We start from the raw sequence: 16,659 nt of genomic DNA, 5'->3' as shown, positions 1-16,659 counted from the left end.
TTAAACACTACAGCGCCGCCGGCACATTATCGTGTCGGCGGCGTTTTTTTACGTCGCTATGTCGCCGTCAGCAGCCATTCGCTGAACGCCGCAAGGTCGTTGAATACCGGCGTAGACGCAGCGTGTTCCCCCTTTGCCTCGGTGTTTCGTCCCTTGCCGGTGCGTACCAGCGCCGGGCAGGCGCCGGCGGCCTCGCCGGCCTGAAGGTCGCGCAGGCTGTCGCCCACCATCCAGCTGCCGGCAAGGGTTGTCAGCCCAAGGGTATCGCGTATCTGGTACAGAAGCCCCGGGCGGGGCTTGCGGCAGCCGCAGTCGTCGTCCGGCCCGTGAGGGCAGTAGGCGATAGCGACGAGCCGTCCGCCGGCGTTCTCCACCAGCTCGGTCAGCCGCGCATGCATTTGCTCCAGGGCGGTTCGGGGAAAATAGCCCCGGGCAATGCCCGACTGGTTGGTGGCCACGGCCACGGCGTAGCCGGCCTTCGTCAGCCGGGCGATGGCGTCAACGGCCAGGGGGTAGACGACAAACTCGTCCAGGGTTTTGATGTAGGCATCGGAGTCGTGGTTGATCACGCCGTCTCGATCGAGAATCACCAGGCGCGATGGGGAAAAGGGCGGCGGAGCGTTTGTTGCCGGCATTACTTGATCCTGAATGAAGTGTTTCACGTGAAACGTGACAATAGAATAGGGCAGGCTGCCGGGAAGCAGGCCTGCTAGAGAATAGTGGCACCCATTATCGCTGACTAAAGTCAGCTCCCACCAGGTAGTAGGCCCATAGCCAGCGGCGGCCCGGAGTTTTGATTCAGGGTGGGAAATGGGATGGACCCGTCCTTCTGTGCCAAGCTGGATATAACATCTAGCCAGCAGTGCACAGAACACTGACGGCATCGGTGAAGGAGGATCCATCCATGAAACAGATTAGCATTATAGGCATTGACCTGGCGAAACACGTTTTTCAACTGCATGCCGTGGATGCGCACGGTCACAAAGTATTCAGCAAGCAAGTCCGGCGAGAGAAGTTACGCTTGACGCTGGCCCAAATTCCGCCTTGCCACGTCGCCATGGAAGCGTGCGGCTCCGCTCATTACTGGGCGAGAGACATTGGCACGCTGGGCCATGAGGCCGAGCTACTGCCACCGCAGGCGGTCAAGCCCTTCTTGCTGGGCCACAAGAACGATGCGCGCGATGCCGCGGCTATCGCCGAGGCCGCGGCGCGCCCGGCCACGCCTCGAGTGACGATCAAGACGGAAGCACAACAGTCCCTGCAAGCAGTGCACCGAGTACGCAGTCGGTTAGTGCGCGAACGCACCGCCGTCGGCAACGAGCTGCGCGGCCTGCTGGGCGAGTTTGGTCTAATCGTGTCGCAGGGGCACGCGGTGATACGCCAGGGCGTTATTCGTGAGCGGCTGGACGAGCAACGGGCGCGGCTGGGGGAAGAACTCTACACCCTGCTGAACGACCTGCTCGATCAATGGCTCGAGAACGATGCCCGGATCGCGCGCTATGACAAGCGTCTGCAGCGTCTGGCCAGGGCATCAGATGACATGCAGCGGCTGATGAGTCTGCCCGGCATCGGCCCGATCAATGCGACGCTGTTGTTCAGCCATCTAGGCGATCCGGCGCGATTCCCCAACGGACGTCAGTTCAGCGCCTCGTTGGGGCTAGTGCCACGCCAGCATTCCAGCGGGGGTCGCAACCAGTTGATGGGGATCACCAAACGCGGCAATGGCGAGGTTCGAAAGCAGTTGGTGCACGGTGCCCGCGCGGCATTACGCCAGTTCCAACGTCAGGAACATCCCGACCGGCTGTCCCGTTGGGCCTGCTCGTTAGCGGCGCGTCTTGGGCAACGCAAGGCCATTGTGGCCCTGGCGAACAAGATGGCGCGGATTTGCTGGTCGCTATTGGCCCATGAACGGCGCTATCAGCCACAGGAGGCCGCTTGATGATACCGAACAAACAGGGAATATAGCTTAGCATGCGATAAGTTACCCAACCCCGAGGTTGCGCAGGCGAGATGCTTCGATGGCATAACGGGTCAGACCGGCTTTCTGTCACTCTGTAAAGTGCGCAGGCCCATCACGAGGCCGAGTGGGAGATCAGAGCAGAGAGCGCGTATTCCATCAGGGCCAGGCACGGCAAGTGCCATCAATAGGCCGGATATAAGCGTGCAGTCCTCACTCTTATGCGTTGTTGCTTCTGGCTTGCACAACAGGACGGGTCCATATAAGCGCACTTCAGTGCGCGAAAGCAGGCCGCAGGCCTGCCCTGTTTCGGGTCCATATCATCGCTGACTGAAGTCAGCTCCCACCAAAAACTCGAGTTCTATCAAAAATACAGGTTCCACCAAAAGGTCACAGATTTCACTAAAACTCAGGTATCACCCGTCACATTCCTGCTGCCGCTAGGCTTGGCCATAGTTCCAATGCAAAAAGCCCGGCAGGTGCCGGGCTTGAGAGAGGCAGGGCTTTTTCCGGGCTACTGGGGCAGCTCGGCAATATCCGCGACTTCCAGGAAGAGCGCCTGCAGGCTGGCCAGCAGGGCCAGGCGGTTGTGGCGCACGGCGTCGTCGTCGGCCATGACCATCACCTGGTCGAAGAAGCGGTCCACCGGCTCGCGCAGCGTCGCCAGGGCGTCCAGGGTTTCCATGTAGCGGCCCTTGGCCAGCAGCGGGGCTACGCTTTCCCGGCGGTTGCCCAGCGCCTCGAACAGCGCCTGTTCGGCGTCTTCGCCAAGCAGTTCGCCGTTAACGTCGGTGGAGCCGTCGTGGTCCTGTTTGGCGAGAATGTTCGACACGCGCTTGTTGGCGGCGGCCAGGGCGGCGGCTTCCTCGCGCCGAGAAAACGCCTGAACGGCGTACAGCCGGCGGGCAAAGTCCAGCGGCCGGGTGACGGGACGCTTGCGCACGGCAAGGTACATCTCGGCGCTGATGCCGTGATCCTGCCCCCAGGCGCGGAAGCGGTCGAGCATGTAAGTCAGCACGTCGTCGACCACGGTGTCGCCTTCGGGAAGCTCGCCGTGCTGCTCGGCCGCCCGGGTCAAGAGCTCGCGCAGGTCGAGATCCAGCTCGCCCTGCACCAGGATGTTGATCACGGCGATGGCGGCCCGGCGCAGGGCGAAGGGGTCCTTGGTGCCGGTAGGGCGGGCGCCGATGCCGAAGATGCCGGTCAGCGTATCCAGCCGGTCGGCAAGCGCCACGGCCTTGCCCGCGGCGGTTTGCGGAATGGCGTCGCTTGCAAAGCGCGGCAGGTACTGCTCTTCCAGCGCCGCGGCGACCTCGTCGGCCTCGCCGTCGTGGGTGGCGTAATAGCGCCCCATGACGCCCTGAAGCTCGGCAAACTCCTGCACCATCTCGGTGATCAGGTCGCACTTGGCAAGCCTGGCTGCGCGCCTGGCGTGGGTTTCGTCACCGCCGATTTGTTCGGCGATAAAGGCGGCGACGGCTTCGCTGCGCCGGGCCTTGTCGGCAAGCGTGCCCAGCTGATGCTGAAAGACCATGTCGTCCAGCGCCGGCAGGCGGCTTTCCAGGGTGCGCTTGCGGTCGGTGTCGTAAAAGAAGACGGCGTCGGCCAGCCGCGGGCGAATGACCTTTTCGTTGCCGGCGATCACCTGGTCGGGATCGTGGCTTTCGATGTTGGCCACGGTGATGAACAGCGGCTTGAGTTGGCCGCTGTCATCCAGCAGGTGGAAATACTTCTGGTGCGCCTGCATGGAAGAAATCAGGCACTCGGCGGGCACTTCGAGAAAGCGCTCGTCGAAGCTTCCGGTCAGCGCTACCGGCCACTCCACCAGGCCGGTAACGTCGCGCAGCAGGTCCTCGTCGATTACCGCCGTGGCACTGTGGTTCTCGGCCTCGGCCAGCACCTGCTCGCGGATGCGCTCCCGGCGCTTTTCGCGATCGACGAGCACAAAGGCGTTTTCAAGCGTGCTTGCGTAGTCGTCGGCGTGGGCCAGCTGGATGGCATCCGGGGCGTGGAAACGATGGCCGTACGTCGTGCGGCTGGCGGTAAGGCCCAGCGTCTCAACGGCGACGACTTCGCTGCCGTAGAGCGCCACCAGCCAGTGTACCGGGCGAGCGAATTCGGTGCGGGTGTCTCCCCAGCGCATGTACTTGGGCACCGGCAGGTCGCCAATGGCCTTGTGCAGGATGCCGGGCAGCAGCGCGCTCACGGTATCGCCGGTCTGGCGTTCGCGGTAGCCAAGCCAGATGCCCTTGGCGGTCTCAAGCTCGATCAGCTGATCGACGCTCACGCCGCAGGAACGAGCAAAGCCTTCGGCGGCCTTGGTGGGGGCGCCGTCCTTGAAAGCGGCGGCGAGCGCCGGGCCGCGGCGCTCCACTTCGCGGTCGGGCTGTTTGCCGGCAAGCTCGGTGACCTGCACGGCGAGCCGGCGCGGCGAGGCCAGGGCATGCACCTGGCCAAAGGGCACTTCGGCGGCTTCCAGACCGTTTTTGATGCCTTCGGCAAAGGCGTCCGAGAGCGCGTTCAGGGCCTCCGGCGGCAGCTCTTCACAGCCGAGTTCGAGTAGCAGCGTATCCGTGGCCATTCAGGCGTCTCCCTTGTCGGTCATGCGTTCGTCGTGCTGGCTGGCGTTATCGAGCAGCTCCTGGCGCAGCGCTTCGGCGGCAAGCGGAAAGCCCGCCGCCTGGCGCGACGCGTAGTAGGCGCTGGCCACGTTGCGGGCCAGCGTCCGCACGCGGAGAATGAAGCGCTGGCGTTCGGTTACCGAGACGGCGTGGCGGGCGTCCAGCAGGTTGAAGGTGTGCGAGGCCTTGAGCACCTGCTCGTAGGCGGGCAGCGGCAGACCCGCTTCCAGCAGGCGGCCGCATTCGAGCTCCTGGTGATCGAAGGCCTTGAACAGGTAATCGACGTCGGCGTGCTCGAAGTTGTAGGCGGACTGCTCGCGTTCGTTCTGCAGGTAGACGTCGCCGTAGGTCACCCGGCTGCCGTCCGGGGCAATGGTCCATACCAGGTCGTAGACGCTGTCCACGTCCTGGAGGTACATGGCGATGCGCTCGAGGCCGTAGGTCAGCTCGCCGGTAACCGGGTGGCACTCGATACCCCCGGCCTGCTGGAAGTAGGTAAACTGAGTGACTTCCATACCGTTGAGCCAGACTTCCCAGCCCAGCCCCCAGGCGCCGAGCGTCGGCGACTCCCAGTTGTCCTCGACAAAGCGCACGTCGTGGACCAGCGGGTCCAGCCCCAGGCGCCTGAGCGAGCCCAGGTACAGATCCTGGAAATGGGCCGGAGAGGGCTTCATCACCACCTGAAACTGGTAGTAGTGCTGCAGGCGATTGGGGTTTTCGCCGTAGCGGCCGTCGGTGGGGCGCCGCGACGGCTGAACATAGGCGGCGTTCCAGTTTTCCGGGCCGATGGCGCGCAGAAACGTCGCCGGGTGGAAGGTCCCGGCGCCCACTTCCATGTCCAGCGGCTGCAGTACCACGCAGCCCTGCTCGGCCCAGTATTGCTGCAAGGCCAGGATCAAGCCCTGGAACGTCGACACGTCGGGTATCGAGCTATTGGTTGAAACACTCATCGCGAAGCACCGTTGACCATGAATTCAGAGACCGTCAAGTATACAATTCATGGCAGACAGGTTATAGGCGCACGCCACTTTGGGCGTAGGGTGCCGAACGTACAGCAGAAAGGACGGGATCAGCATGATTGTAGTTACGGGCGGCGCCGGGTTTATCGGCGCCAATATCGTCAAGGCGCTGAACGCGCGCGGGCGCACCGACATTCTGGTAGTGGACGACCTGACCGACGGCACCAAGTTCGTCAACCTGGCGGATCTGACCCTGGCCGACTACCGCGACAAGGACGCCTTCATGAGTGATGTGCGCGCCGCCCTCGCCGGCGAGCCCACGGATCTGCCCAACATCGAGGCGATTTTCCACGAAGGCGCCTGCTCGGACACCACCGAGTGGGACGGCAAATTCATGCTGGAAAACAACTACGCCTACTCCAGAACACTTCTGGACTACTGCGACCGCTACGGCGTCGCCTTTCTCTACGCCTCCTCGGCGGCTACCTACGGCGGCAGCAGCGTGTTCCGGGAAGACCCGGCGTTCGAGCGCCCGCTCAACGTCTACGGCTACTCCAAGCTATTGTTCGATCAGCACGTGCGCGAGCGCTGGGACGATCTCAACTGCCAGGTGGTGGGCTTTCGCTACTTCAACGTCTACGGCCCCCGCGAGCAGCACAAGGGCAAGATGGCAAGCGTGGCCTACCACCACCATACGCAGATCAGCAGCGGCGAAAACCTCAAGCTGTTCGGCGCCTACGACGGCTACGAGGCAGGGATGCAGAGCCGGGACTTTGTCTACGTGGGCGACGTCGTCGACGTCAACCTGTGGTTTCTCGACAACCCCGATCGCTCGGGCATCTTCAACCTGGGCACCGGCCGGGCCGAGCCGTTCAAGGCCATCGGCGAGGCGGTGATCGACTTTTACGGCCGCGGGCGCATCGACTACATCGACTTCCCAGAGTCCTTGAAAGGGCGCTACCAGAGCTATACCCGAGCCGACATCGAGCACCTGCGCGCCAGCGGCTGCGACGTCGAGTTCAAGACCGTGGCCGAAGGCGTTAGCGCCTATCTGGAGTGGCTGAATGGCTGAAGCACCGCGGCTGTTGGTGGTCGGTCCTTCCTGGGTGGGCGACATGGTCATGGCCCAGAGCCTTTTCATCACGCTGAAGCGGCGCCATCCGGGCGCGACCCTGGGCGTGGTGGCGCCGCCCTGGTCAGAGCCGATTCTGGCGCGCATGGCCGAGGTGGACGAAGTGCACCCGCTGGCGGTGGGCCACGGCGAGTTTGGCCTGGGCATCCGCCGGGCGGTAGCGCAGCGTCTGAAAGGGCGCTTTGACCGCGCCATCGTGCTGCCGCGCTCGTGGAAGGCTGCGCTGGTGCCGTTTCTGGCGCGCATCCCCGAGCGCGCGGGGTTTCTCGGCGAGCAGCGCTACGGGCTTCTGACCGAACGCCGTCCCCTGGACAAAAAGGCGCTCGACCAGACGGTGAAGCGCTTTGTCGCCCTGGGGCTTCCCGAAAACGAAGCCGCCGACGGCGCCTTTGATATCCCCCTTCCGCGCCTGGCGGTTAGCGGCGATAGCCAGGACAGCCTGCGCGAGCGCCTGGGGCTGGGCGGGCGCCCGGCCATCGGCATGATGCCCGGCGCCGAATACGGCCCCGCCAAGCAGTGGCCGCTCGAGTATTTTCATGCGCTTGCCGCGCGGCTGATCGAAGACGGCTTTGCCGTACGCATCCTCGGCGGGCCCAGGGACCACCCGGCGGGAGAGGCCATCGTGGCCGGGCTTGCCCACGCCCACAACCTGTGCGGCGAGACGTCCCTTGCCGAGGCCGTCGACCTGCTGGCGGACTGCGAGCAGGTGGTGACCAACGACTCCGGGCTGATGCACGTGGCCGCCGCCGTGGGCACCCGGGTGCAGGCGATTTACGGCTCGTCGTCGCCCGCCTATACGCCGCCGCTGACCGGTAACGCCCATATCCATTACCTGGGGCTTTACTGCTCGCCGTGTTTCAAGCGCGTGTGCCCGCTGGGTCACACCAACTGCCTGAATCACCTGTACGTCGACCCGGTGTATCGGGCGGTGCGCGACGGCGCCGAGCGTATCCCGGCGCTGGAGCCTCAATAGTCGATATTGTCCTTGGGCGGCTCCTGGTCCTCGCGCCGCTGGGGCGCAAGGCCCTCCCACAGGCGGTGCTGCAGCTCGCTTTCTTCCAGCAGCCGAGCGTTGATCTTTTCCTTGCCGTAGCGCTCCAGCAGGGTGTGAGAGTCCGGCTTTAAAAGCGAGGCGCCGAGCCCGGCCCGATGGTCTTCGGCGGGGTAGCCCATGGCATCGAGGATGGTGGGAAACAGATCGACGATCGAGGCGCGCCGGGAAATCCGCCGGGGCTCCAGGCCGTTGCCCAGCAGCATGAAGGTGTTCTCCCGGGGCAGGCCGACAAGCTCGTCCCAGACCGAGACGCGCATGGAAAGATGGTCGCTTGCCAGCACCACCAGGGTATCGTCCAGCAGGCCTTCGTCATCCAGCCGCTCGACCAGCCGGCGGGCCAGCCAGGCCGAGCACTTCACCGAATAGAGAATGTCCTGGTTGTCCCACTCGCCCTGGCGCTCGCGGCAGCTCTGGGCGGGAAAGCCGGCCGGCGCGTGGGCGGAAAGGCTGATGTTGACCACCCCCCAGGGGCCGTCACTTTCGGCGTCGAGGCGCTTGATTTCGTCAACGGTGAGGTCGTAAAGGGTGTCGTCGTAGAGCCCCCAGTCGTTGACGTAGTCGGGATCGTCCAGGTCGTCCTTGAGCTCGTCGAGGCCCATGACGTTGTCGAAGCCGTGGCCTTCGTAGAAGCGCCCCTTGCCGGCAAACGATTTGCTCGCCCCGCCCAGGTAGCTCAGCCGGTAGCCCTGCTCGTCCAGCAGGTCGCCCAGGCACTTTACCCCCGGCACCACTTCCGCCAGCGGCTCGAACTGGCGGTCGTGAACCAGCCCCGCGGGCATCAGCGGCGTGCCGCACTGGCTGCCGATCATGCCGGCCATGGTCCAGCCGGTGTTGTTGATCTGCTCGACGCCTTCAAACACCACGGCGTCTTCGCCCAGCTCGCGCAGGTCGTCGTAGGTATCGCCGAAGGTCTCGGCGCCGTAGGTGCGCTCCAGGCTCTCCAGGTAGAGGATGATCAGGTTGGGCGGGTCGTCCTGTTTGTGGATGACGGGGTGCTGGTAGTGGCGGTCAAGCCAGCCGCCGTCGTCGGTGACCACGGCGGCGCTGCGCTCACCCAGCCCCAGCAGCAGCGGATTGCCCACCAGCAGCGCCAGCGCAATCAGCGGCTCGACGCGTCGCAGGCGCACGTCCCGGCGCACAAGCCAGGTAAAGGCGCACAAAAGCCCCACCATGGAGAGCGTGTACACCCCGGCGGCGAGCAGGCGCTCGGTGCCGCCGTGATCGGTAATCCCCGCCTGCAGATGAAAAAACACCGCGCCCAGGTCGACGTTGCCGAAGCTGTCGGCCAGATAAACGTAAAGGCCCCACAGGCACAGCGGCAGCAGCGACCAGGGCCAGGCCCTGCGGTAGCCGCCGATGCCGCTGCCCGCCCGCAGCTTCAGGCTCAGGGCGCCGGCCAGCACGGCCACGCAGGGCAGCGTCCACCAGGGCAGGCGCGTCAGCGTAATCAGCGTATAGCCAAGGCCAAGGCCAAGTGCCGTGGCGGGGAGCCAGGCGGCGAGCTTCAAGCGGGCAAGCATGGGCGGTTTTCCTGATGATAAGGCGTTGCAGCCCGCTAGGCAGGGGGCCACGGTCAGCCAGTGAAGGTCAGCGCTGTTTCAAAAGCTTATCACGAGACGCAAAAACGGCACGACCCGAGGGCCGCGCCGTTGTCTCGGTGCCGGCGGAAAAGTGCGCTGCCGCCGCGGCTATTTAACGCTTGGAGGCGTGATTGGCTGCCAGTACGTCCGCCTTGATCACGTTCTGCTCGGCGATCAGCTCGTTGACCACCGCGCGGCTTTCCTTGTAGTGCTCGGTGGTCTTGTGCTCGGCAAGCGCTTCCTTGCTTTCGTAGATTTCGTAGAGGTGGAAAAGGTCGGGGTTTTCCTGGTCCTCCAGCACGTCGAACACATGACAGCCGGGCTCCTCGCGCACCGAGGCTTCGGCGTTGGGCAGCATGGCGCGCAGAAACGCTTCGCGCTTGCCGGGTTTGAGCTGGGTCTGAACAATAATGCAGTACATGGCAACTCCCTGGGTTGACGGCTACACTGGCGGATAATAACGTTAATGGAAAATATTTCCATATTCCGGTGGCGGCGATTTTCCACCACAACCCAACCTTGTTGCAACTCACGGGAGGTTTTATGCAACGCCCACCCGCCTTTAACGGCATGCGTCACATTGCCCTGCAGGTGCAGGACCTGGAAGCCTGCGAGCGTTTTTACACCGAGATCCTGGGCATGTCGCTTCTGCGCCGCGCCCACGAAAATCTCGTCTACCTCACCCTTGGCAACGACAATTTCTCGCTTGCCCGGGCCAAGGAAGATACCGGCGGCGACCCCCAGCGCCTCGACCACTTCGGCTTTGTGGTCGACAAAAAAGAAGACGTCGACAAGTGGTACGACTACCTTGTTGCGAAAGGCATCAAGGTCTCGCGCAAGCCCCACGAGCACGGCGACGGCGGCTACAGCTTCTACTGCCTCGACCCCGACGGCAACAGCGTTCAGCCGCTTTATCACCCCAGCGTCTCCGGCCAGACCTTCAGCGAGCCCAAGGGCTGAAATGCCCCCGCCCACGGGAGGTTTTCGACTACCTGGTGGGAGCTGACTTCAGTCAGCGATGATATGGCCCGAAACAGAGCAGGCCTGCGGCCTGCCTTCGCGCACTGAAGTGCGCTTATATGGACCCGTCCTGTTGTGCAAGCCAGAAGCAACAACGCATAAGAGTGAGGACTGCACGCTTATATCCGGCCTATTGATGGCACTTGCCGTGCCTGGCCCTGATGGAATACGCGCTCTCTGCTCTGATCTCCCACTCGGCCTCGTGATGGGCCTGCGCACTTTACAGAGTGACAGAAAGCCGGTCTGACCCGTTATGCCATCGAAGCATCTCGCCTGCGCAACCTCGGGGTTGGGTAACTTATCGCATGCTAAGCTATATTCCCTGTTTGTTCGGTATCATCAAGCGGCCTCCTGTGGCTGATAGCGCCGTTCATGGGCCAATAGCGACCAGCAAATCCGCGCCATCTTGTTCGCCAGGGCCACAATGGCCTTGCGTTGCCCAAGACGCGCCGCTAACGAGCAGGCCCAACGGGACAGCCGGTCGGGATGTTCCTGACGTTGGAACTGGCGTAATGCCGCGCGGGCACCGTGCACCAACTGCTTTCGAACCTCGCCATTGCCGCGTTTGGTGATCCCCATCAACTGGTTGCGACCCCCGCTGGAATGCTGGCGTGGCACTAGCCCCAACGAGGCGCTGAACTGACGTCCGTTGGGGAATCGCGCCGGATCGCCCAGATGGCTGAACAACAGCGTCGCATTGATCGGGCCGATGCCGGGCAGACTCATCAGCCGCTGCATGTCATCTGATGCCCTGGCCAGACGCTGCAGACGCTTGTCATAGCGCGCGATCCGGGCATCGTTCTCGAGCCATTGATCGAGCAGGTCGTTCAGCAGGGTGTAGAGTTCTTCCCCCAGCCGTGCCCGTTGCTCGTCCAGCCGCTCACGAATAACGCCCTGGCGTATCACCGCGTGCCCCTGCGACACGATTAGACCAAACTCGCCCAGCAGGCCGCGCAGCTCGTTGCCGACGGCGGTGCGTTCGCGCACTAACCGACTGCGTACTCGGTGCACTGCTTGCAGGGACTGTTGTGCTTCCGTCTTGATCGTCACTCGAGGCGTGGCCGGGCGCGCCGCGGCCTCGGCGATAGCCGCGGCATCGCGCGCATCGTTCTTGTGGCCCAGCACGAAGGGCTTGACCGCCTGCGGTGGCAGTAGTTCGGCCTCATGGCCCAGCGTGCCAATGTCTCTCGCCCAGTAATGAGCGGAGCCGCACGCTTCCATGGCGACGTGGCAAGGCGGAATTTGGGCCAGCGTCAAGCGTAACTTCTCTCGCCGGACTTGCTTGCTGAATACTTTGTGACCGTGCGCATCCACGGCATGCAGTTGAAAAACGTGTTTCGCCAGGTCAATGCCTATAATGCTAATCTGTTTCATGGATGGATCCTCCTTCACCGATGCCGTCAGTGTTCTGTGCACTGCTGGCTAGATGTTATATCCAGCTTGGCACAGAAGGACGGGTCCATCCCATTTCCCACCCTGAATCAAGCAACCAGCCAGCCGCTTGGCGATGGGCCAGCTACCTGGTGGGTGCAGGAGGTTGTGGGAGCTGACTTTAGTCAGCGACGATACAGCCTCCGAATACGGCAGGTTGTCTACCACCTGGTGGGAGCTGACTTCAGTCAGCGATGAGGAAGCCTCCGAATACGGCAGGTTGTCTACTACCTGGTGGGAGCTGACTTCAGTCAGCGATGAGAAAGCCTCCGAATACGGCAGGTTGTCTACTACCTGGTGGGAGCTGACTTCAGTCAGCGATGAGAAAGCCACCAAACATCTATCAATCGCTGCCAAAAAGATCGCGCGTATAGACTTTATCCCTGACGTCAGCGAGCTCGCTGACCATGCGGTTGCTGAGGATGACATCGGCTTCGGCCTTGAAGGCGTCCAGGTCGCGCATCACCCGTGAGCCGTAGAAGGTGTCGTCTTCCAGCACCGGTTCATACACGATCACCTCAATCCCTTTGGCCTTGATGCGCTTCATCACCCCCTGCATGGCGCTGGCGCGGAAGTTATCCGAGCCGGCCTTCATGATAAGCCGATAAACGCCGACAATTCCGGGCTGTCGCTCCAGCACTTTCCTGGCGACAAAGTCCTTGCGGGTACGGTTGGCATCGACAATTGCCTGAATAATGTTGCTGGGCACGTTCTGATAGTTGGCCAGCAGCTGCTTGGTATCCTTGGGCAGGCAGTAGCCGCCGTAGCCAAAGCTGGGGTTGTTGTAGTGGTCGCCGATGCGCGGGTCGAGCCCCACTCCCTCGATGATCTGGCGGCTGTCCAGCTCGTGGGTTTCGGCGTAGGTGTCCAGCTCGTTGAAGTAGGCCACGCGCATGGCGAGATAGGTATTGGCAAACAGCTTAATCGCCTCGGCCTCGGTGCTGTTGGTCAACAGCCAAGGGATATCCTGTTTTTCCGCTCCCTGTTTCAGCAGGCCGGCAAACTGCTCGGCACGCTCGGAGCGCTCGCCGACAATGATTCGCGAGGGGTGCAGGTTGTCGTACAGCGCCCGCCCCTCGCGCAAAAACTCCGGTGAAAACAGCAGATTCTCCGTACCGAAGCGTTCGCTGGCTTTCCGGGTATAGCCGACCGGCACGGTGGACTTGATCACCATCAGCGCCTCGGGGTTAACCGCCATGACGGCCTTGATCACCGCCTCCACGCTTGAGGTATCAAAGGTGTTGGTCTTTGGGTCGTAGTCGGTGGGCGTGGCGATCAGCACGATATCGGCCTCGCGGTAGGCCGCTTCGCTGTTCAGCGTGGCGCGAAAGTTAAGCTCGCGGTGGGCGAGAAAGTCGCTGATTTCGGCGTCCTCGATGGGCGAGACGCCGCTATTCAGCAAGTCGACTTTTTCCGCCACGATATCCACGGCGACCACATTGTTATGCTGGGCCAGCAGCATGGCGTTGGAAAGGCCGACGTAGCCGGTGCCGGCAACAGCGATGTTCATGGGGAAGTCCTTTTGATCGTTATGCTTAACAGAGCAGCGTGCATACCCGCTACACGTCAGGCGAGCGCCGCACAACACCCGCTACGTCATGGCGAGCGAAGCGTGGCCATCTCGGGGTTTGCCCGATATCGACTCGAGAGATCACCACGTACTTGCGCTACTCGCTGCAACGATAGCGGGCAGTGAGTATCGTACTCTCCCTATCTTAACGAGCGCAGCACGGTACCCGCTACGTGCTGTCACGAAGGTTCGTATCCCTGAGGGTTGGTCCGTTGCCAGCGCCAGGTATCCGCAAGCATGGCGTCGAGCCCGCGCGCGGCCTGCCAGCCAAGTTCCTTTCGGGCAAGCGCCGGATCGGCCCAGCATTCGGCGATATCGCCTTCCCGGCGCGGTTCAATCCTGTAAGGCACCGGCCGGCCGGAGGCCTGCTCAAAGGCGCGCACCATTTCCAGCACCGAATAGCCGCGCCCGGTGCCCAGGTTCCAGATGCCCACGCCCCGGCGCGAGGCCAGCACCCGCATGGCGGCCAGGTGGCCCTCGACCAGATCCATGACGTGGATATAGTCGCGCACCCCGGTGCCGTCGGGCGTGGGGTAGTCGTCGCCGAACACCGACAGCGCTTCCCGCCGGCCCACGGCCACCTGGGCAATAAACGGCACCAGGTTGTTGGGCTTGCCGTTGGGATCTTCGCCGATGCGGCCGCTTTCGTGCGCGCCCACCGGATTGAAGTAGCGCAAAAGCGCCACCGACCAGCGCTCGTCGGCCCGGGCCAGATCGCGCAGCACGTTTTCCACCATCAGCTTGGAGGTGCCGTAGGGGTTGGTGGGCGTGCCGGTGGGCAGGCCCTCGTGAATCGGCATCGGATGGCCGTCGCCGTACACCGTAGCCGAGGAGCTGAACACCAGACGGAATACACCCGCGGCGGCCATGGCCTGGCACAGCGTGAGCGTGCCGGCGACGTTGTTCTCGTAGTAGCGCAGCGGCTGGGCCACGCTTTCGCCTACCGCCTTGAGCCCGGCAAAGTGCAGCACGTCGCTAATGGTATGCTCGGCAAAGAGCCGGTCCAGGCACTCCCGGTCGCGAATATCGCCTTCCACAAAGGCGGGCGTCTTGCCGGCGAGCTCGGCCACCCGGCTAAGCGACTCCCGGCTGGCGTTGGCGAGGTTATCGAGCACGACGACGTCGTGCCCCGCCTCAAGTAGCGTCAGCACCATGTGCGAGCCGATGTAGCCCGCGCCGCCGGTGACCAGTATTGCCATGGTTAACTCCCTGGGATGGATATGTTGTGAATGCTCGCTTGGCGGACGTCTGTTTTCTGCACATGCCCTGGCTCCTGCTCTTCTGACCGCCGCAGTGCTACCCAGACGATTATACAAAGGCCGAGGTAGCCACTGAGGCCGCGCACGTCGCGCAGCATCGACTGGGTCAGGCCGAAGTCGACAAAGGCAATGGGGACCATCATGCCGGCGGTGGCCAGCACGCCCAGAGTCGGGTCGCGGCGCGAGCCCTTCGCGCGTCGCCAAAACAGCCACAGCGGCACGCCGTAGAGCAGCAGCAAGGTGCCCAGGCCGAGCAGGCCGCGGCGTACCGTGGTATCGATCATGTCGCTGTGCAGCTGATCGTAGCGGCTGATGCCGGGTGGGAACTCGCCCTTGGCCACGAGTCTGTCGCGCGCCGCTTCCAGGCGGCCTTCCCCCCAGCCAGCGAGTGGCCGCTCGGGGAAGAGGGTGGCCCCGGCGCGCCACATTTCAAGGCGCAGGCCCACCGAGGTCGCGCGCGAGTCGTCCTGCCAGTACTGCTGCAGATCGCGGCTTGCCTGGTCGACCCGGTCGCTCACCCCGCTTTGCGGCAGCAGGGCCACGGCCAGCAGCCCGGCGAGTATGCCCAGAGCAAGCCGGCGACGCAGCGCCGGCGTGACCAGCGGGGCAGAAGCGCGATACACCAAGAGCAACAGCAGCGGCGCGGCGATCCAGCCGCCGCGGGTGCCCGACAGCAGCGAGCCGGTCACGCCGGCTGTTGCACCCAGCAGGCACAGTGCCAGCAGAGCTCGCCGGCCAGAGAGGCCGCGGCCCAGGCACCACAGCGCCCCCATTAGCGAAAGCATGCCCAGCAGCAGCGAAAGGTTTCCAAAAGGGATGGCGTTCATGGCGTTGCTGGCGCGCGTCTCTCCTAGCATCAGCCGCTCGTAGAGCGCGATGGCGCCCGCTCCCAGCGCACCGCCGCCGGCGCCCCACCACAGCGTTTGCGCCGGCGGAGGGTAGCGCCGTAGCCACACCAGCAGCGCGGCGGCCAGCCACGGCCACAGCGGCAGCAAAATACCCTGGTTGCCTTCGCCCACCGGCCAGTGGCCGGTACGCCACACGTCGCCAAGCCAGAGGCCGCCATAGGCCAGCAGCACGGCGCACAGCAGAACGTCGTCGCGCTCGAGCCGGCGCCAAAGGCGCTGCGGCGGAGTGAGTGCCAGCCCTGCCAACAGCGTCATTCCCGCCACCAGCGGCACCGCGACATAGCCCCAGGGCACTACAATCAGCAGCGCCAGGAAGGCAAATACCCAGCAGGTGTTGAGCCCGGACCAAAGGCCATTGCGGCTCGTCAATTTTGCACGAGACAGCCGGTACTTCGTGACTTCATGGAATAACTGCAGCACTTTGGCCAATCCGGTTAAGTGTTTGACAGCAACACCATACCTGATTGACCGGGCCCCCTGAATTCATAGAATAACTGCAGCACTTTGGAGCACAAGGTAGAGGCAGGAGGGCCAGCGCCGGTCCCCTCCCTGCTTTACCGACCAAAGTGAAGCAGAGCATGGGATACCAACAGCTGACCCAGACACAACGATACCAGATTTACGCCCGCCATGAGCGAGCTGATGGCCAAGCATCACGCATCCCCATCAACCATCCAATGAAGGTGTTGCGTTCAGAGTCTGCATTTGCGATACTGTACGTGACGTAGTGAATTCGGTAGCTGGCCGTGTAAAATAAACAGTATTTGAGCGCGCTATTCGAAAATCAATTTCGATAGTCGCACTAGATTCACGAGACTTACAACTGTACTCGTGACTTCTGAAATGCTTTTGTTTGTTGATGATGTCAATTCATTGTCAATAAACACGTTAAAGCAAGAGCCTTCCTGAATTTAGCTTCCGCTAATGTATTGATTTCCGGTACGCACCCTCGTGCTGCTTACATTAGTACTTGCTTCTTTTTTTAATTGATTATTATTTTTATTTAGTCGCGTATTCGAGCTGCATGCGTTCTCAAAATGATGCATCTCGTTCGAGTGTGACTGTTTCTGCTCGTCTGTTCTTCTACATAAGACTGACTGATTAAAAAGTTGTCTCGCGTGCAACTGAAAAGCATTTTGCTTCTTTTTAAAAATGTATCAGTTAATAG

Annotated in this window: 13 protein-coding genes; 4 read left to right on the top strand and 9 right to left on the bottom strand. The window is 62.7% G+C overall.

Annotated elements, in window-relative coordinates:
- Positions 1-56: 56 nt before the first annotated feature.
- The gene (gene gmhB / locus P1P91_RS00365; RefSeq protein WP_311883752.1) at positions 57-635 is read right to left on the bottom strand and encodes a D-glycero-beta-D-manno-heptose 1,7-bisphosphate 7-phosphatase; all 579 of its coding nucleotides are present in this window, start codon (positions 633-635) and stop codon (positions 57-59) included.
- A 269-nt stretch (positions 636-904) separates the two neighbouring features.
- Here gmhB and P1P91_RS00360 point away from each other — a divergent pair, with 269 nt between their 5' ends.
- The gene (locus tag P1P91_RS00360) at positions 905-1,939 is read left to right on the top strand and encodes an IS110 family RNA-guided transposase (RefSeq protein WP_311883750.1); all 1,035 of its coding nucleotides are present in this window, start codon (positions 905-907) and stop codon (positions 1,937-1,939) included.
- A 532-nt stretch (positions 1,940-2,471) separates the two neighbouring features.
- On the opposite strand, the gene glyS is transcribed toward P1P91_RS00360, so the two are convergent.
- Positions 2,472-4,538 (bottom strand): glycine--tRNA ligase subunit beta, encoded by a 2,067-nt coding sequence (gene glyS, locus P1P91_RS00355; protein ID WP_311883748.1) that lies wholly within the window; start codon positions 4,536-4,538, stop codon positions 2,472-2,474.
- Positions 4,539-5,528: a glycine--tRNA ligase subunit alpha gene (gene glyQ / locus P1P91_RS00350; protein WP_311883746.1), complete on the bottom strand. Its 990-nt coding sequence runs from the start codon at positions 5,526-5,528 to the stop codon at positions 4,539-4,541.
- 124 nt (positions 5,529-5,652) lie between these two features.
- Between glyQ and rfaD the strand changes: the two genes are divergently transcribed.
- Together rfaD and waaF are read left to right on the top strand one after the other, a co-directional pair.
- Positions 5,653-6,609: an ADP-glyceromanno-heptose 6-epimerase gene (gene rfaD, locus P1P91_RS00345; protein WP_311883744.1), complete on the top strand. Its 957-nt coding sequence runs from the start codon at positions 5,653-5,655 to the stop codon at positions 6,607-6,609.
- A complete protein-coding gene (gene waaF, locus P1P91_RS00340; protein ID WP_311883742.1) occupies positions 6,602-7,642 on the top strand; it encodes a lipopolysaccharide heptosyltransferase II in 1,041 nt (346 codons plus the stop codon). Before rfaD ends, waaF begins: the two co-directional genes overlap by 8 nt.
- On the opposite strand, the gene P1P91_RS00335 is transcribed toward waaF, so the two are convergent.
- Together P1P91_RS00335 and P1P91_RS00330 are read right to left on the bottom strand one after the other, a co-directional pair.
- Complete coding sequence (locus P1P91_RS00335) at positions 7,636-9,243, bottom strand: sulfatase-like hydrolase/transferase (RefSeq protein WP_311883741.1); 1,608 nt, start codon at positions 9,241-9,243, stop codon at positions 7,636-7,638. The two genes, waaF and P1P91_RS00335, sit on opposite strands and share 7 nt — an antisense overlap.
- 172 nt (positions 9,244-9,415) lie before the next feature.
- Complete coding sequence (locus P1P91_RS00330; RefSeq protein ID WP_311883740.1) at positions 9,416-9,724, bottom strand: putative quinol monooxygenase; 309 nt, start codon at positions 9,722-9,724, stop codon at positions 9,416-9,418.
- 122 nt (positions 9,725-9,846) lie between these two features.
- Here P1P91_RS00330 and P1P91_RS00325 point away from each other — a divergent pair, with 122 nt between their 5' ends.
- A complete protein-coding gene (locus tag P1P91_RS00325) occupies positions 9,847-10,263 on the top strand; it encodes a VOC family protein (RefSeq protein WP_311883739.1) in 417 nt (138 codons plus the stop codon).
- Between the two features lie 399 nt (positions 10,264-10,662).
- Here P1P91_RS00325 and P1P91_RS00320 read toward each other — a convergent pair whose 3' ends face one another.
- From P1P91_RS00320 to P1P91_RS00305, 4 genes are all read right to left on the bottom strand, one after another.
- A complete protein-coding gene (locus P1P91_RS00320; RefSeq protein ID WP_311882018.1) occupies positions 10,663-11,697 on the bottom strand; it encodes an IS110 family RNA-guided transposase in 1,035 nt (344 codons plus the stop codon).
- Between the two features lie 400 nt (positions 11,698-12,097).
- Complete coding sequence (locus P1P91_RS00315) at positions 12,098-13,264, bottom strand: nucleotide sugar dehydrogenase (RefSeq protein ID WP_311883738.1); 1,167 nt, start codon at positions 13,262-13,264, stop codon at positions 12,098-12,100.
- A 239-nt stretch (positions 13,265-13,503) separates the two neighbouring features.
- Positions 13,504-14,523, bottom strand: coding sequence for a UDP-glucose 4-epimerase GalE (gene galE / locus P1P91_RS00310; RefSeq protein ID WP_311883737.1), 1,020 nt, complete (start codon positions 14,521-14,523; stop codon positions 13,504-13,506).
- 2 nt (positions 14,524-14,525) lie between these two features.
- Entirely contained in the window at positions 14,526-15,860 is a 1,335-nt protein-coding gene (locus tag P1P91_RS00305) for an O-antigen ligase family protein (protein WP_311883736.1), read from the bottom strand.
- Positions 15,861-16,659: the final 799 nt, after the last annotated feature.

The organism is Halomonas piscis, assembly GCF_031886125.1.
Taxonomy (GTDB): Bacteria; Pseudomonadota; Gammaproteobacteria; order Pseudomonadales; family Halomonadaceae; genus Vreelandella; species Vreelandella piscis.
This window is presented reverse-complemented; position numbering and strand designations above follow the sequence as displayed.

What these genes read in the sequence shown, in the direction of transcription:
- gmhB (WP_311883752.1), bottom strand. Translation starts at nt 635, where the DNA reads ATGCCGGCAACAAACGCTCCGCCGCCCTTTTCCCCATCGCGCCTGGTG.
- P1P91_RS00360 (WP_311883750.1), top strand. Translation starts at nt 905, where the DNA reads ATGAAACAGATTAGCATTATAGGCATTGACCTGGCGAAACACGTTTTT.
- glyS (WP_311883748.1), bottom strand. Translation starts at nt 4,538, where the DNA reads ATGGCCACGGATACGCTGCTACTCGAACTCGGCTGTGAAGAGCTGCCG.
- glyQ (WP_311883746.1), bottom strand. Translation starts at nt 5,528, where the DNA reads ATGAGTGTTTCAACCAATAGCTCGATACCCGACGTGTCGACGTTCCAG.
- rfaD (WP_311883744.1), top strand. Translation starts at nt 5,653, where the DNA reads ATGATTGTAGTTACGGGCGGCGCCGGGTTTATCGGCGCCAATATCGTC.
- waaF (WP_311883742.1), top strand. Translation starts at nt 6,602, where the DNA reads ATGGCTGAAGCACCGCGGCTGTTGGTGGTCGGTCCTTCCTGGGTGGGC.
- P1P91_RS00335 (WP_311883741.1), bottom strand. Translation starts at nt 9,243, where the DNA reads ATGCTTGCCCGCTTGAAGCTCGCCGCCTGGCTCCCCGCCACGGCACTT.
- P1P91_RS00330 (WP_311883740.1), bottom strand. Translation starts at nt 9,724, where the DNA reads ATGTACTGCATTATTGTTCAGACCCAGCTCAAACCCGGCAAGCGCGAA.
- P1P91_RS00325 (WP_311883739.1), top strand. Translation starts at nt 9,847, where the DNA reads ATGCAACGCCCACCCGCCTTTAACGGCATGCGTCACATTGCCCTGCAG.
- P1P91_RS00320 (WP_311882018.1), bottom strand. Translation starts at nt 11,697, where the DNA reads ATGAAACAGATTAGCATTATAGGCATTGACCTGGCGAAACACGTTTTT.
- P1P91_RS00315 (WP_311883738.1), bottom strand. Translation starts at nt 13,264, where the DNA reads ATGAACATCGCTGTTGCCGGCACCGGCTACGTCGGCCTTTCCAACGCC.
- galE (WP_311883737.1), bottom strand. Translation starts at nt 14,523, where the DNA reads ATGGCAATACTGGTCACCGGCGGCGCGGGCTACATCGGCTCGCACATG.